Source organism: Pseudomonas sp. PDM04 (genome assembly GCF_014851765.1).
In the GTDB taxonomy this organism is placed as follows: Bacteria; Pseudomonadota; Gammaproteobacteria; order Pseudomonadales; family Pseudomonadaceae; genus Aquipseudomonas.
In genome coordinates this window covers 41,714-57,408 of the sequence record NZ_JACVAI010000010.1, presented here as the reverse complement: position 1 = coordinate 57,408, position 15,695 = coordinate 41,714, and the positions used below count along the sequence as shown (strand labels likewise).

The following is a 15,695-nucleotide window of genomic DNA, read 5'->3' as shown; positions in this document are numbered from 1 at the left end:
TCCCGAACTCAGCAGTGAAACGATGCATCGCCGATGGTAGTGTGGGGTTTCCCCATGTGAGAGTAGGTCATCGTCAAGATTAAATTCCGAAACCCCTATCTGCGTATGCAGGTAGGGGTTTTGTTTTGCGCGCGAGAAAAACCACGCACACAAAGGACAGCCTCTCGGCTGCCCTCGCACACGCAGCAGGGTCAGTGAAACTTCGGCAGAACGTGCTCAGCGATCTCCTCGATGACCTCGGCAACCGGCCGTTCGCTGCGACGCACATGCAGGCCTACGTGCTGGACACCGGCTTCACGCAAGGCCTGAAGCTCATCAATCAATGCCAACCGCCCGCAAGTGCCGCCGAAACGCACACGACGCATCGGGGTATGAGGATTGGCCGCCAGGTCCAGATGGACGAAGCTGATGTAAGGCTTGTCCCCACCCACCTCGCGCCAGAGGCCCACCCGACGACGATGTTCATCCGGTGTCCCAGGATAGGCCAGCCAGCCATCCATGTGTTCGCCAATCCAGGCCGGTGACTGCTGGCCCAGCCCCGCTACCAACAGGGGGACGGCTTGATCCCGCTGCGGAAGCAATTGCGCACCTTCAGGCAGACGACCTTCACCCTGGCTACGCAACAGTTCCACCGTATCGCGGAACACCTCTGCGCGCTGATCGTAATCCACCCCGAACAACGGGTATTCCATGGGTCGATCGCCACTGGCCACACCCAGCAACAGGCGACCGTCGCTCAACTCATCGATGCTGTTGGCGGCCTTCAGCGTGAGCCAGGGCTGACGCAATGGCAGCACAACTGCCGCCGTACCCAGCATGATGTTGTCGGTGATCCCGGCCAGGTATCCCAGATAGGAAAAGGTCTCGAACACCTGTGCGGCATCACCGAAGTTCGGGTCGTAAACGGGCACATCGCGAACCCACAGGGCTTTGAACCCGGCCTTGTCGGCCAGGCGTGCCATCGCTGCATGCTGCCTCAGGTCCGGAACACCAAAGGGCCGGCCTTCGGCTATCCGCCGATTCTGACCGTCGCTGGACCAGTCGTTGTCCAGCGGCAGTTCCAGGCCTATGGAAAACCCGTTCGAGCCGAGTAATCGTTGAAATCGTGAATGCATGAAAAGACTCCCAGACGCGAAAAAGGAATGACATGCACCCAGTATCCACAGGCCCTTCGACGAGAAAAATGCACGAATCGAAACATCAATCTTGTGAAAAATGCACGAGTCTAAGGTAAGCCGACGGTCGATTTGGCCTTCAAGGACAACCGTTCGAGGAAATCGTAATAAAGCGACCCACCGGTTTTTGGTATGGTGCAGCTCTTTTTTCACGGACTGATTGCCCGCCCAAGGATCGGTGCTTCATTTTCAGTCGAAGAGCCGCTGCAGAAATGCCCGAACCGATACCGATCAAGGATCACGAAAAAGAGACGCGCCTGGTCAACAAAAGACTGATGGCTTGCGCCTTGTTCGTCGTCGCCATCATGTGCACGCTGGTAGGGCGAATGTATGTGCTGCAAGTGATGGAGTTCGACTACCACTCGACGATCTCCGAGAACAATCGTGTCCATGTTTTGCCGATCACCCCGACCCGGGGTCTGATCTATGACCGCAACGGCGTGGTCCTTGCCGATAACCGTCCCAGTTTCAACCTGACGATCACCCGCGAACGTGCCTCTGACGTCAAGCAAGAGCTGGACGAGGTGGTCGACCTGCTGCACCTGCCCGTTGAAGATCGGGCGCTGTTCGACAAGGCGATGAAGCAGGCGCGTCATCCCTTTGTGCCGGTCACCCTGTTCTACGAACTGAGCGAAGAACAGATCGCCGTGCTCGCCGTCAACGAGTTCCGTCTGCCCGGGATCGATGTCGAGCCGCAATTCGTGCGTCACTACCCGATGGGCGAGCATTTCGCGCATTCGATTGGCTATGTCGGTCGTATCAACGAAAAGGAATCCAAGGCGCTGGATACGGTCGAGTACCGTGGTACCCAGTCTATCGGCAAGACCGGGATCGAGAAGTTCTACGAGTCGGAGTTGCACGGCCATGTGGGTTATGAAGAAGTTGAAACCAACGCCCAGGGCCGGGTACTGCGGGTGCTCAAACACACCGATCCGGTTCCCGGGAAAAACATCGTCCTGAGCCTCGACGTCAAGCTTCAGGAAGCCGCGGAACAGGCCCTTGGTGACCGCCGGGGTTCCGTGGTCGCGCTCGATCCGTCGACCGGCGAAGTGCTGGCCATGGTCAGCAAGCCAAGTTTCGATCCCAACCTGTTCGTCACCGGCATCAGCTTCAAGGAATACGCGGCGCTGCATGACTCCATCGACCGCCCGCTGTTCAACCGCGTGCTACGGGGGCTCTATGCCCCCGGCTCGACGATCAAGCCCGAGGTGGCGATTGCCGGCCTGGATGCCGGCGTGGTCACGCCGCAGACCCGTGTCTTCGACCCCGGCTATTACCAGCTCCCGGACTACGATCACAAGTATCGCAACTGGAACCACAGCGGCGACGGCTGGGTGGACATGGACGCGGCGATCATGCGCTCCAACGACACTTATTTCTACGACCTGGCGCACAAGCTGGGCATCGATCGTCTGCACGACTACATGGCCATGTTCGGCCTCGGTGAGAAGGTCTCGCTGGACATGAACGAAGAGTCCGCCGGTTTGATGCCGTCCCAGGCCTGGAAGCGCGCCACGCGCCGTCAGGCGTGGTTCCCGGGCGAGACGGTGATTCTCGGCATCGGTCAGGGCTACATGCAGGTCACACCGCTGCAACTGGCCCAAGCCACCGCGCTGATCGCCAACAAGGGCGTCTGGAACCGGCCGCACCTGGCCAGGACCGTGGATGGTGTGGCGCCTGTGGATGAGCACCCGATGCCCAACATCCTGCTGAAAGACCCGCGCGATTGGGAACAGGTCAACCATGGCATGCAAATGGTCATGCACGATGCGCGCGGGATCGCCCGGGCAGCGGCGCAGGGTGCCCAGTACCGTATCGCCGGCAAGAGCGGCACGGCGCAGGTGGTGGCGATCAAGCAGGGCGAGCGCTACAACCGTGAGAAAACCCTGGAGCGTCACCGCGACAACGCCTTGTTTGTCGGTTTCGCGCCGGCCGAACACCCGAAAATCGTGATCTCGGTGATGATCGAAAACGGTGAGGCCGGTGGGCGTGTCGCCGGCCCTGTGGTGCGGCAGATCATGGATGCCTGGCTGCTCGACCAGGACGGTCACCTCAAGCCTCAATACGCCACGCCGAGCAAAGCGCCTGGCGACCCTCACGTGTAATCGGCCCCGACTTCGCGGGCGTGCCCGCGAAGCGCGAGGAAACACAAACGCCGTAAGGCACTTGCCATTGCCCTGACGTTAACGTAAAGATTGCGACAGGGCGCTGAAACTGAAAAAGCGCAGGGCGGACCGATCCGGAGCGCTTGATGACGCTAATAAAAACAACTTCCCCCAAACTGCACCGCGAAGCCCGGTTGGCACGGGAAAAGCTCCACCTCGAGGGCGAAGTCCCTGATGGCGTGTTGCGGGCCGAGATCGATGCGTCGTGGCGGCGCAGCCTCAGTCATGGCGTGCATTTCAACGGCAAACACGAACTGACGCTGGACTCGAGTGCGAGCCTCGATGGGCTGCTGGCGAACAACCGCCTGCTGATCGACGCGGCATTGCCGGCCATCGATTACCTGGCCGAACGCCAGGGCAAGGAAGGGCTGATCATCCTCGCCAATTCCGATGCGACCATCCTGGCCGTCGAAGGCCGAGCCGATCGCCTCAAGGGCAGTGGCCTGCAAGACATCGCCCTGGGGGCCTGCTGGAGCGAAGCCGCTCGCGGCACCAACGCACTGGGCACCGCCCTGGTCGAAGCCCGGCCGACCCTGATCGATTGCGGCGAGCACTACCTGGACCGGCTGACCGATTTCTCCTGCACCTCCGTCCCCATCTACTGCCCGCAAGGCGACATCCTCGGCGTCCTCGACCTGACCCGTGAAGGTCCGCTCGGCCGCGTTCACGACAGCACCGCGCTGCTGGCCATGGCGGTCAGCCAGATCGAAAGCCGGGTGTTCAACGCCAGTTTTCCAGAGCAGATCGTGCTGGCGTTCCATAGCCGTCGGCAATACCTTGAATCGCCATGGCAAGGCTTGTTGGCGGTGAGCCTGGGCGGACAGATTCTGGCGGTCAGCGCCCAGGCCTGCCAGTTGCTCCACGCCGAACGTTCGGCACTGGTGGGGCGGCGTTGCGAAGAGTTTCTCGGCGTCGATGGCCTGCAATTGCTGTCGCGCCTGCATCAGGGCGGCACCGGCAGCCTGCAGACCGCCAAAGGCGAGTTTTTCTACAAAACCCTGCGCGCCCCACAACGTTCGATCACTGTCAGCACTCCACCGCGCAGCACCGCCAAGACCGCCAAGACACCCCCGGACCTTGAATCCCTGGCCGGCAGTAATCTCCGTTACGCCCGAGCCTTGCGCATGGCCCGCCAGGGCCTGGCCAACGAACTGCCGGTGCTGCTGCTCGGCGAAACCGGCACCGGCAAGGAAGTCATTGCCCGCGCCTTGCACCTGGCGGGCAGCCGTTGCGACAAACCTTTTGTCGCGGTCAATTGCGCGGCGATTCCTGAGGGCCTGATCGAGTCGGAACTGTTCGGCTACCGCGAAGGCGCATTCACCGGCTCCCGGCGTGGCGGCATGATCGGCCGCCTGCAACAGGCCCACGGCGGCACGCTGTTCCTGGATGAAATCGGCGACATGCCGCTGGCCTTGCAGGCGCGTCTGCTGCGGGTGCTGCAGGACCGCAAGGTAGCGCCACTGGGCGCGGGCGAGGAACAGGACATCGATGTCGCACTGATCTGCGCCACCCACCGCGACCTCAAGCGATTGGTCGAAGACAAACAGTTCCGCGAAGACCTGTTCTACCGCGTCAACGGGATCAGCGTGATGCTGCCGGCGCTGCGTGAGCGCGACGATTTTGCCGCGCTGGTCGGCCGCTTACTGAGCCGACTGGAGGCCCCGACCGTGGTCCTGCACGACGACCTCAGCCGCTTGCTCGCGGGTTATCACTGGCCGGGCAACATCCGCCAACTGGAAATGGTCTTGCGCACCGCGCTGGCCATGCGCGAGCCGGGAGAGACCGTGCTCACCCTCGACCACCTGCCCGACAGCATGCTCGACGAACTGCACGCCAGTGAGCGTCCCCCGTCCGGCAGCATTCGCGAAAACGAGCTGGAGTTGATCCGCCAGTCCCTGGACAGCCATCAGGGCAATGTCTCCGCCGCCGCCGACGCGCTGGGCATCAGCCGCGCGACGCTGTATCGCAAGCTAAAACAGTTGCGTTCGTGATGCAGCGTCTGATCGTTCGGCTGATCGACAGCCAGAACCCCGAAGCCCTGCAAGCGGCGTTGCGCTGGTTGTATGGTTTTGTCCGGCCGCACCGCCTGGCGATTGCCGGGCTGCTGGGGTTGTCGGCCTGCGCTTCACTGTTGGTGCTGGTGCAACCCTGGCTGACCAAGTTGCTGATCGACGATGGCCTGCTGGCCCGCGACTTCTCCATGCTGGTGTTGATCGCAGGACTGATGATTGTCGCCGGCCTGCTCGGCACGGCGTTGTCGGGAATCAATCGTTACCTGCACACGCGGCTGTCCGGACGGATCCTGTTTTCGCTGCGCGACGATCTCTATCGGCACCTGCAAACGCTGTCGCCGGGTTTCTACGGCCAGCGGCGCATCGGCGATCTGATGTCGCGCCTGGATGGCGATGTCGCGGAAATCCAGCGATTTGCCGTGGACTCGCTGTTTTCCGCAGTGTCGAGCGTGATCGGCCTGGTCGTCGCCGTGGCGATGCTGGTGACCCTGTCGTGGCAACTCTCGTTGCTCGCCCTGGTGCTGATTCCTCTCGACGTTCTCTGGCTGCGCTGGATGCGGCGCAAGGTCGAGCGCGATGTGCGGCAGTTACGCGAACGTTCGGCGGACATGTCGTCGTTCATGGTCGAGACGCTGCCGGTGATGAAATTCATTCAATCGGCGGGTCAGCAGCAACGGGAGTCACGGCGCCTGGAACTGCTGGGGCAAGGCTACATGAGCCAATTGCTGCGCCTGCAGGTCACCGAGTTTTTCACCCAGGCGGTGCCGGGCACGTTGACCTCATTGTCCAGGGCCTGTGCGTTTCTGATTGGCGGTTACTGGGTGGTGCAGGGCACCTGGCAACTGGGGGCGCTGATCGCGTTCTCGACCTATCTGGGCATGGCGGTCGGGCCGGTCCAGAGCCTGCTGGGGCTTTACGTGGCGATTCAGCGGATGACCGTCAGCCTGGGTCGCGTCATGGAGTTGCGCGGCGAACAGCCGAGCGTGCTGACGCCGGTTGAACCCAAGCCGATGCCGGCGTCCGGCGACTTGCGCTTTGACGATGTGCACTTCAGTCACCCGGGGCGCCCGACCACCTTGCGCGGGATCGAAGCGCGGATTCCCTACGGTTTGAAAGTTGCCCTGAGCGGTGGCTCCGGGGTCGGCAAGTCGACGCTGATCGACTTGTTGCAGCGACATCACGATCCACAGTCCGGACGAGTGTTGCTGGGCGAAGTCGACGTGCGTGAACTGGACCTGTTCCAGTTGCGCAGGCAGATTGCGGTGGTCAGCCAGGACATCGTGCTGTTTCGCGGCAGCCTCGCGGACAACCTGGCCTACGCCATGCCCGACGCCAGCCGTGAGGCGATTGCCGAAGTCGCGCGGCTGGCACAACTCGACAGCCTGATTGCCTCATTGCCCGAAGGCCTCGACAGCCCGCTGGGCGAACGCGGCCAGCAGTTGTCCGGAGGGCAGAAGCAGCGCATCGCGATTGCCCGCGCGCTGTTGCAGGACCCTTTGATCCTGGTACTGGATGAAGCGACCTCGGCAGTGGACGAAGCCACCGAGCGTGAAGTGATCGAGGCCATCGACCGATTGTTCGCCGGGCGTACGCGGATCCTGATCAGCCATCGCCCTTCCACCCTGGCCGACGCCGACCTGCGTTTCGAGTTGCTCGACGGCGTGCTCACGTCCAGGACGGTGCCGCATGAAGCCTGAACTGCGCATCGGCGTCGTCGACAGCGGCCATTCGGCGGCGCAGCGGGTGCAAGTGGTCGCCGGACGGCGGTTTGCGCTGATCGAGGATGGCCTGGCCGAAGGCGCTTTGCTGGACGATCCACTGGGGCATGGCAGCGCGGTGATCGAAGCCATTGCCCAGCGGGCACCGTCGGCGGTGTTCTGTGTGGCCCAGGTGTTCGATCAGCGTGGCGTCACCAGTGCCTTGCAGATCGCCACGGCCATCGACTGGCTGATCGCGCAGGACGTGAGCTTGATCAACCTGAGCCTCGGCCTGCGGCAGGACCGCCCTCTGTTGCGAACCGCCTGTGCAGCCGCAGTAGCGCGCGGGATTGTGCTGTGTGCTTCCAGTCCGGCCCAGGGCGAGGGCGTGTATCCGGCGAGTTATCCACAAGTGCTGCGGGTCACGGGCGACGCGCGTTGCACCGAGCAGCAATGGTCGTGGCTCGACAGCGCCCAGGCGGATTTTGCCGCGTGCGTGCGGGGCACTTATCCGGGGCAATCCGGGGCGAGCCTCGGCTGCGCAGCGTTGAGCGGGCACATCGCTGGCTTTCTGCTGACGCACCCCGATGCGAGCCGTCAACAGATCATCGACTGGCTGCAGGCCAACGCCCGCTATCGTGGCCCTGAACGGCGTGTCGGGCCATGATCGCGATTCTCGGCGCGGGGCCTGCGGGTGCGGCGGTGGCCCTGGGGTTGCGCCGGCTCGGCCATGACGTAACGCTGGTTTGCGAGTGGCGCCGTTTCGCGGCGCTGGAGGGGGTGTCCATCCGGGTGCTGGAGGCCTTGCGCGGCGCCGGTCTGCAACACGCGCTGGCGCAGGCGACGCTGCCGTCCCAGCGCCAGGTGTCGTGGAATGACCAGCAGCATGCGCAGAACATTGAATACCTGCTGGACCGTCCCGACTTTGACCGTGGCTTGCGCGAGGACTTGCGCCTGGCGGGCGTTGATCTGATTGAATCTCGGGTGTCGAGCGTTCAGCCGTTGCCCACCGGGCACCGGGTTGAAATCGAGGGGCACGATGCGCTGATTGCCGATTTTGTGGTGGAGGCCCGCGGACGTCACGCCCCCACGCCGGGCAAGGGCCTGCGCGGCCCGGAGACGGTCAGCCTGCTCAATCGCTGGCAAGGAGCGGCGGGCGACACTGCCAGCGCCGTGGAGAGCCTTGAGGACGGCTGGGCATGGATGGCGCGGCGGGCGGACGGACAATGTTATTGGCAGTGGACGCTCGACGTGGCCAGTGCCCAATTGCCGAGCAAGGCGCAGTTACTCGACTACTGTCGCCAGCGGCGCCAGGCGTCGGCATTGGCGCGCGAGTTCTTCGGCGCCGCTCCTGAAGTCGATCTGCAACTGCAGGCGCGCAGCAGCACGGCGATTCTCTGCCCTCAAGTGTGTGGCGAACGCTGGATCCGCGTCGGCGACGCGGCAATGGCGGTGGACCCGCTGTCGGGCAATGGGATTTTCCAGTCCTTGTCTTCGGCGTTGCAGGCGCCGACGGTGATCAACACGCTGTTGCGCAAACCCGAACGCGCGGCCCTGGCCCAACGTTTTCACCAGCAACGGGTGGAGCAACTGTTCTTGCGCTTTGCGCGCATCGGCCGGGATTTTTACGCCGACGAGCAGCGCTGGCGGGAGCAACCGTTCTGGCGCGCGCGACGGCAATGGCCGGATGCTGAAGTGGCACATGCCGAGGTGGATTTTGCGGCGCTGAGGATTGAATGCGCGCCCGTGCTGAAAGAGGGGTTTGTCGATGAAGCCGAAGTGGTAATCACGGCGGACCAGCCACTGGGGATCTGGCATGTACAGGGCGTGGAACTGGCGCCCTTGGTGCGCCGGTTGCGGGCCGAGCCGGTGGGACAGGTGTTGGCGGAGTTGACGGTGGAGCAGGGCAGGATGGTCAAAAGTTGGTTGTTGGCCCAAGGTTTCAAACCTTGATCTCGGGTTGACCGCATCGGCCTTTTCGCGAGCCGTCTCGCTCCCACAGAGGTGCACTTACCAGGGGAGAGCGAGCCGGCTCGCGAGGGCGCCACAGGTCAGAGCTTGATCAACACCGACTTCAACTCGGTGTAGTGCTCGATCGCCGCATACCCCATCTCCCGCCCGACCCCGGACATCTTGTAGCCGCCAAACGGCAGGGCCGGGTCCAGCGCGCTGTGGCAATTGACCCATACCGAGCCGGACTTGATCCGCGGGATCATCCGGTGCACCGCGGCCAGGTCGTTCGACCAGATGCTCGCCCCCAACCCATAAGGGCTGTCATTGGCCAGGCGCAAGGCATCGGCCTCGTCGTCGAATGGGATCGCCACCAGCACCGGACCGAAGATTTCTTCCTGGACCAGCGAATGCTGTTGATCGACATCGACGATGACCGTCGGTTTGACGAAGAATCCCGGCCCGAACTGCTCGCCGCCACAGGCGATGGTCGCACCGCTTTCCCGGCCCTTTTCGATGTAGCCATACACCCGTTCCTGCTGCCGTGCCGAGATCAGCGGGCCCATTTCCACGCTCGGGTCCAGGCCGTTGCCAAGCTTCATCGCGTTGGCGATACCGGCGATGTCCGCCACCACATTGTCGAAATGCTTGCGTTGCACGTACAGGCGCGAGCCGGCACAGCACACCTGGCCCTGGTTGAAGAAAATCGCACTGGCGGCGCCGGCCGCAGCGCTGGGCAGGTCGGCGTCGGCCATGACGATGGTCGGCGACTTGCCGCCCAGTTCCAGCGTGACCCGGGTCATCGAGTCCATGGCGATCTTGCCGATCTGCTTGCCCACGGCGGTGGAACCGGTGAAGGTCAGCTTGTCCACCAGCGGGTTGTGAGTCAGTGCGGAACCGGCGGTGATGCCGGTGCCGGTGACCACGTTGAAGACCCCCTCGGGGTAACCGGCTTCCAGCACCAGTTCAGCCAGTTTCAGGGCGGTCAGCGGGGTCTCGTCGGCGGGTTTGAGCACCACGGTGCAGCCGGTGGCCAGGGCCGGGCCGAGTTTCCAGCAGGCCAGCAACAGCGGGAAATTCCAGGCAACGATGGCGCCGACCACGCCCACCGCTTCGCGGCGGATGAAACTGTGGAACTGCTCGTTGGGCATCAGCGGCGCCGACACATCGACCGTGGAGCCTTCGATCTTGGTCGCCCATCCCGCCATGTAGCGCAGGAAGTCGATGGCCAGTTGCACATCCATGGCCTGCGCCACGGCCGCGCTTTTGCCGTTGTTCAGGCATTCCAGTTGCGCCAGCAGTTCTGCGTCACGCTGCATCAGGTCGGCGAGCTTCCACAACAGGTTCTGCCGTTCGCGGGGGCGGGTGCGGGTCCAGGCCGAATCATCGAAGGTCCGGCGTGCAGCGAGCACTGCGCGGTCGACATCTTCAGGCGTGGCCCTTGGCACCACGCACAGCACCTCGCCGGTGGCCGGGTTGTGCAGCGCCATGGTCTGGCCGTCGGCGGCCTCGACCCAGTCGCCGCCGATCAGCATGCGCGGGGCGCGCTGGACGAAAGCCGTGGTAGCGGGAAGCAGGTTGGGAAGCGACATGTTGAAACCTCGTCTTGTTCGTGTGCCGAGGTCTTTCGCAATGGCTGTGCCAGATGTGGATTTGCGTGGTCGGAGCCCGAACTGGCGGGCTTGCGGTGTTTTTTTCGAATGGCCGGAGCCTGGGCAAACGTCGCAAATTGCGACGGTGTGAGAATCTCGAAACACCTGGCAGGCCATCGGTAGGAGCGATGGTGCGGCAGGGAACGGGACTATGCTTGTCTCAGGTTGCAACACCTGTCGCGAAATAGAACGTGCCACGCCGATGACAGGCCCGTGAAAACCCTGTTCGATTACTGGCAAGCCATTGATTAGTCGAGATATTCACAAGCTGGCACGCTCCGTGTATTGCTCATCGCAGACGTTTCTCTTGCCTCCGTCGGCAGATCAAAGCCGACGGCAGAAACCATAAAAACGATAAGCCACAAAAATAAGAAAGCACCGTGCGAGGTTCGACGTTGATGAAGAGAAAACTCCGATCAGGCCTGAGTGTCAGCCTGCTGGCCGTGGCCGCCTGTGTAGCGCTGCATTCGCCGGACAGCCTGGCAGCTCGCGACGCCCAGACCATCCTCAAGGAAACCTGTCAGGGCTGTCACACCCCCGAGGCCGATAACGCCCTGAGTCGCATCAGCCACCAGCGCAAGACACCGGAAGGCTGGCTGATGAGCATCGCTCGGATGCAGACCATGCACGGTCTGCAGATCAGCGACGAAGACCGTCGCACCCTGGTCAAGTACCTGGCCGACACCCAGGGCCTGGCACCCAGCGAGACCGACGGCGTGCGTTACGCGCTGGAACGCCGGCTCAATACCGTCGAGCAGTTCGACGACCAGACCAGTCAGATGTGTGGCCGGTGCCACTCCGGCGCCCGGGTGGCCTTGCAACGGCGGCCGGCCCAGGAATGGGAACGCCTGGTGAATTTCCACCTTGGTCAGTGGCCGTCGCTCGAGTATCAGGCACTGTCACGCGACCGCGACTGGTTCGATCTGGCTCGCAAAGACATGGTGCCGCTGCTGGCCAAGCGGTATCCGCTGGACAACCCGGCCTGGAAAAAATGGCTCGCCAGCGCGCCGAAAGCCGAGGCGCTGGTGGGCGACTGGAGTTTCAGCGGCCACCTGTCGGGCAAGGGCGAACTGGCCGGGGTGATGAGCGTGACCGCCGAGGGCGCGGACACCTTCAAGGTCAACGTCAAAGGCCAATACGCCGACGGCACGCCGTTCAACGGCGACGGCAGCGCGATTCTCTACACCGGTTACGAATGGCGCGGCAACGTCACCATCGACGGTGTGACCCTGCGCCAGGTGTTCGCGGCCCAGGGCAATGCGATGCAAGGCCGGATGTTCGAGGCCGAGCACGACGAGCGCGGCCTGGACTTCGTCGCCGCCAAGCAGGGCAGCAGCCGTTTGCTGGCGGTGCAACCGGGTTACCTCAAGGCCGGTGGCGAAACCGAAGTGACCCTGGTCGGCAGCGGCCTGAATGGCAAGCCGAACTTTGGCAAGGGCGTGGAGGTGGTCGAGATCGTTTCCCAGAGCCCGCAGCAGATCAAGGTCAAGCTCAAGGCGGCCGCCAATGCCCAGCCGGGCTTGCGCACCGTCACCGTCGGTACGCTCAAGGGCCCGAGCCTGTCGGTCTACAGCAAGATCGCCGAGGTCAAGGTGGTGCCGGAATTCTCGGTCGCGCGGATCGGTGAGGGCGGAGGTTCGACGCCGAAAGTCCAGGGACGTTTCGATGCTGAAGCCTGGGGCAAGGGCGCGGACGGCAAGCCGTATCGCATCGGCATCGTCCCGGCGCAGTGGTCGGTCGAAGCGTTCGATGATCGCGCCAAGGAAGACGAAGACGTCAAATACGCCGGCACCATGCAGGCCGACAGCGGTGTGTTCACACCGGGCGATGCCGGGCCGAACCCGCAACGCAAGATGTCCACCAACAATGCCGGCAACCTCAAGGTCATTGCCGCCGTCGACGACGCAGGGAAATCCCTGACCGGTGAGGGCCACATGATCGTGACCGTGCAACGCTGGAACAATCCACCCATTCCATAAGGCGGATCCGACCCGGTTCCAGACACTTTTCGGAATGACCGCAAGCCCTGCACGGCAGGGCCTGCACAGGAGGTTGCAATGGGCGCTATCTTGAATCTGGTTGAACGTAACCTGCATGAAGTGCAGGTCGACGCCGACCGCATGCTGTTTCACATTCCCAGCAGTTCGCTGTTCGCCAGCGATGAACTGACGGGCACCATCATCGATTCCCTGCGCGGTCCCGGCTGCTCGTCGGAAGAGTTGATCCAGCGCCTGGCGGCGCGTTTCAACAGTGAAGAAGTCACCGAGACCCTGCGGGAGTTGATGTCCCTGGAGCTGGTCAGCGACGGCTCGCCGCTGACCCCGGACATCGCCACCAGGCGGGTCGAGCGCACGGCGATCAATACCGTGGTGCTCAACGTCAATACCGGCTGCAATTTGAGCTGCACTTACTGCTACAAGGAAGACCTCGACAAGCCGTCCGCGGGCAAGAAGATGGACGTCGAGACCGCCATCGCCTCGGTGGAAATGCTGCTGCGCGAATCCCCGGACGAAGAGCGTTTTACCGTGGTGTTCTTCGGTGGCGAGCCGTTGAGCAATCGCAAACTGATCGAGTACATGGTCGACTATTGTGAGAAACGGTTTGCCGAAGCGGGCAAGTTCGTCGAGTTCGTCATGACCACCAATGCCACGCTGCTCACCGAGGAGACCGTGGACTACCTCAACGCCCACCGTTTCGGGCTGTCGGTAAGCATCGACGGGCCGAAAACCGTGCACGACCGCAACCGGATCACCGTGGGCGGGCAGGGCACCTATGACGTCGTGCGGCGCAAGGCCGAAATGTTGCTGTCGCGCTACAACAGCCGTCCGGTGGGCGCGCGGGTGACGTTGACCACCGGCGTCACCGATGTCGAGACCATCTGGGATCACCTGTTCAATGAACTGGGCTTTGCCGAAGTCGGTTTCGCCCCGGTGACCTCCGGCGACATCAGCAGCTTCAACCTCACCAGCGAAGAACTGGTGCAGGTGTTCGCCAACATGAAGGCCCTCGGCCGGCGTTATCTGGAAGCGGCCCTGGCGCATCGCAACATCGGTTTCTCCAACCTGCACCAGTTGATCACCGACATCCACGAGGGCCACAAGAAAGCCCTGCCGTGCGGCGCGGGCCTGAAGATGCTGGCGGTGGATCACAAGGGCGAGCTGAACCTGTGCCACCGTTTTACCGGTTCCTCCCTGCCGACCTTCGGCAACGTGCACAGCGGCGTGAAACAGGTGGAGCTGAACGACTTCCTGTCCCAGCGCCTGGACCGCAGCAATACCGGTTGCGAAGATTGCCAGATCCGCAACCTCTGCTCCGGCGGCTGCTACCACGAGAGCTACGCCCGTTACGGCGACCCGACCCACCCGACCTATCACTACTGCGAACTGATGCGTGACTGGGTCGACTTCGGCATCGAGGTCTACACCCGGATCATGGCCAACAACCCTGCGTTCATCAGCAGTTATATCACTCCGCGCAAGGCTCACTGATATGAAACATCTCAAGGCAATCAATAACAAAGCGTTGAAGCTGGATCAGGCCGCGGATGAAAACCGCATCGAAGAAGTGGTGGCGATGAGTTCCGTGGCGGGCTGCGCCTCGACCACCGACCCGGGCTGGGAGATTGACGCGTTCGGCGGTGTGTCGTCCTTGTGCCAGCCGATGGAAGCCGACCTTTATGGCTGCTCCGACCCGTGCTGGTGGCCGGCCCAGGTGCCCGACATGATGAGCACCTACCCGGACTGGAACAAGGATGCCCAGGCGTCCAACGACAACTGGCGCAACCTTGGCACTGTCTTCCCAAAAGACAAGTGATCGGATACAGAAGAAGGATTCCAGCATGCCTAGCATCAAAGCCTGCGGCCTGACCGCATTTGCCGTTCTGAGTGCCTGTGCATTCAACGTTCTGGCCGATGAAAACACCGTTTTGCAAGACGGTCACGAGTACATGTTGACCACCAATTACCCGAACAACCTGCACGTCATCGACCTGGCGACCGACAGCCTGTTCAAGACCTGCAAGATGCCGGATGCCTTTGGCCCCGGCACCGTGCAGCTGTCGCCGGATCGCAAGACCGCCTACGTGCTGAACAACCATTACGCGGACATCTATGGCGTCGAACTGGACAGCTGCAAGCAGGTGTTCCACGCCAGCATCACCCAGAAGCCGGGGGAGAAGGCGAAGTCGATGTTCGCCTTTACCCTCAGCCATGACGGCAAGGAACTGTTCGCCATCGCCAACCCGACCTTGATGCTCAACGACCGTTACGAAGTGCAGCAGCCGCGGCTCGATGTGTACGCCACCGACGCCGGCATGGACGCCAGGCCGGTGCGCAGCTTCCCGGCGCCGCGGCAGTTGACCATCATGCAGAGTGGCGATGATGGCACGCTGTACGTAGCCGGGGCCGACATCTACAAGGTCGATGTGAAAACCGGCAAGTTCGACGTGCTGATCTCCAGTCGTCACTGGAAACGGGCGAACTACAGCGCGCCTGACGTGCTCTACGTGTGGAACCAGCAAACCTATCGCCACGACTTCTCGCTGCTCTACACCACGGCGAAATTCAAGGACAAGAAACAGGATCCGGCGACTGCCGAATACCTGTATGGGCTGTTCAGCGTCGACCTGAAGACCGGCAAGACCGAAACCACCGACTTCGGCCCGTTGACGGAAATCTACTTCAGCGGCATGCGTTCACCGAAAGACCCTAACCTGATGTTTGGCGTGCTCAATCGCCTGGCCAAGTACGACATCAAGGAGAAGAAGATGCTCCAGGCTGCGACGCTGGATCACTCCTACTACTGCATCTCCTTCAACAAGGAGGGGAGCAAGATCTACCTGGCGGGGACGTTCAACGATGTGGCGATCTTCGATGCCGACAGCCTGAAACAGGTGGGCACCATCAAGTTGCCGGGAGGGGATATGGCGATCACCACGGCGCAGATTTTTGTCCGGTGAATGTTGGCCCCTGAGTTGACGCTATCGCCAGCAAGTGGCCTCGCTCCCACCGTTTATCACTGTGGGAGCGAGCCTGCTCGCGATGAG

Annotated in this window: 11 protein-coding genes; 9 read left to right on the top strand and 2 right to left on the bottom strand. The window is 62.5% G+C overall.

From position 1 onward, the window contains the following. Positions 1-191: 191 nt before the first annotated feature. The gene (locus tag IB249_RS29515) at positions 192-1,115 is read right to left on the bottom strand and encodes a TIGR03571 family LLM class oxidoreductase (RefSeq protein WP_192309931.1); all 924 of its coding nucleotides are present in this window, start codon (positions 1,113-1,115) and stop codon (positions 192-194) included. 272 nt (positions 1,116-1,387) lie between these two features. On the opposite strand from IB249_RS29515, the gene mrdA reads away from it, so the two are divergent. The 5 genes from mrdA to IB249_RS29490 all read left to right on the top strand — a co-directional run bounded on the left by mrdA (position 1,388) and on the right by IB249_RS29490 (position 9,002). Next, positions 1,388-3,280, top strand: a complete 1,893-nt coding sequence (gene mrdA, locus IB249_RS29510) for a penicillin-binding protein 2 (protein WP_192309929.1) — start codon at positions 1,388-1,390, stop codon at positions 3,278-3,280. A gap of 146 nt (positions 3,281-3,426) precedes the next feature. Beyond that, entirely contained in the window at positions 3,427-5,331 is a 1,905-nt protein-coding gene (locus tag IB249_RS29505) for a sigma-54-dependent Fis family transcriptional regulator (protein WP_192309927.1), read from the top strand. Beyond that, positions 5,331-7,049, top strand: coding sequence for an ABC transporter ATP-binding protein (locus IB249_RS29500; protein ID WP_192309926.1), 1,719 nt, complete (start codon positions 5,331-5,333; stop codon positions 7,047-7,049). Before IB249_RS29505 ends, IB249_RS29500 begins: the two co-directional genes overlap by 1 nt. Then, positions 7,039-7,716 (top strand): S8 family serine peptidase, encoded by a 678-nt coding sequence (locus IB249_RS29495; RefSeq protein WP_192309925.1) that lies wholly within the window; start codon positions 7,039-7,041, stop codon positions 7,714-7,716. Before IB249_RS29500 ends, IB249_RS29495 begins: the two co-directional genes overlap by 11 nt. Next, positions 7,713-9,002 (top strand): NAD(P)/FAD-dependent oxidoreductase, encoded by a 1,290-nt coding sequence (locus tag IB249_RS29490; RefSeq protein WP_192309924.1) that lies wholly within the window; start codon positions 7,713-7,715, stop codon positions 9,000-9,002. The genes IB249_RS29495 and IB249_RS29490 overlap by 4 nt, the downstream gene beginning before the upstream one ends. 98 nt (positions 9,003-9,100) lie before the next feature. Here IB249_RS29490 and IB249_RS29485 read toward each other — a convergent pair whose 3' ends face one another. Next, positions 9,101-10,591, bottom strand: coding sequence for an aldehyde dehydrogenase family protein (locus tag IB249_RS29485; RefSeq protein ID WP_192309923.1), 1,491 nt, complete (start codon positions 10,589-10,591; stop codon positions 9,101-9,103). A 458-nt stretch (positions 10,592-11,049) separates the two neighbouring features. Here IB249_RS29485 and peaA point away from each other — a divergent pair, with 458 nt between their 5' ends. From peaA to peaD, 4 genes are all read left to right on the top strand, one after another. Further along, the gene (peaA, locus tag IB249_RS29480) at positions 11,050-12,630 is read left to right on the top strand and encodes a quinohemoprotein amine dehydrogenase subunit alpha (protein ID WP_192309922.1); all 1,581 of its coding nucleotides are present in this window, start codon (positions 11,050-11,052) and stop codon (positions 12,628-12,630) included. Positions 12,631-12,708: 78 nt separating this feature from the next. After that, the gene (gene peaB / locus IB249_RS29475; RefSeq protein WP_192309920.1) at positions 12,709-14,139 is read left to right on the top strand and encodes a quinohemoprotein amine dehydrogenase maturation protein; all 1,431 of its coding nucleotides are present in this window, start codon (positions 12,709-12,711) and stop codon (positions 14,137-14,139) included. 1 nt (position 14,140) lies between these two features. Beyond that, positions 14,141-14,464: a quinohemoprotein amine dehydrogenase subunit gamma gene (gene qhpC, locus IB249_RS29470; RefSeq protein WP_008016081.1), complete on the top strand. Its 324-nt coding sequence runs from the start codon at positions 14,141-14,143 to the stop codon at positions 14,462-14,464. A 25-nt stretch (positions 14,465-14,489) separates the two neighbouring features. Next, positions 14,490-15,608 carry a quinohemoprotein amine dehydrogenase subunit beta gene (gene peaD / locus IB249_RS29465; protein WP_192309918.1) on the top strand — a complete coding sequence of 373 codons (1,119 nt, stop codon included), beginning with the start codon at positions 14,490-14,492 and terminating at the stop codon, positions 15,606-15,608. Positions 15,609-15,695: the final 87 nt, after the last annotated feature.

Coding starts and splice junctions, on each gene's coding strand:
- IB249_RS29490 (WP_192309924.1), top strand. CDS start 7,713: ATGATCGCGATTCTCGGCGCGGGGCCTGCGGGTGCGGCGGTGGCCCTG.
- qhpC (WP_008016081.1), top strand. CDS start 14,141: ATGAAACATCTCAAGGCAATCAATAACAAAGCGTTGAAGCTGGATCAG.
- IB249_RS29500 (WP_192309926.1), top strand. CDS start 5,331: ATGCAGCGTCTGATCGTTCGGCTGATCGACAGCCAGAACCCCGAAGCC.
- peaA (WP_192309922.1), top strand. CDS start 11,050: ATGAAGAGAAAACTCCGATCAGGCCTGAGTGTCAGCCTGCTGGCCGTG.
- peaD (WP_192309918.1), top strand. CDS start 14,490: ATGCCTAGCATCAAAGCCTGCGGCCTGACCGCATTTGCCGTTCTGAGT.
- IB249_RS29515 (WP_192309931.1), bottom strand. CDS start 1,115: ATGCATTCACGATTTCAACGATTACTCGGCTCGAACGGGTTTTCCATA.
- peaB (WP_192309920.1), top strand. CDS start 12,709: ATGGGCGCTATCTTGAATCTGGTTGAACGTAACCTGCATGAAGTGCAG.
- IB249_RS29495 (WP_192309925.1), top strand. CDS start 7,039: ATGAAGCCTGAACTGCGCATCGGCGTCGTCGACAGCGGCCATTCGGCG.
- mrdA (WP_192309929.1), top strand. CDS start 1,388: ATGCCCGAACCGATACCGATCAAGGATCACGAAAAAGAGACGCGCCTG.
- IB249_RS29485 (WP_192309923.1), bottom strand. CDS start 10,591: ATGTCGCTTCCCAACCTGCTTCCCGCTACCACGGCTTTCGTCCAGCGC.
- IB249_RS29505 (WP_192309927.1), top strand. CDS start 3,427: ATGACGCTAATAAAAACAACTTCCCCCAAACTGCACCGCGAAGCCCGG.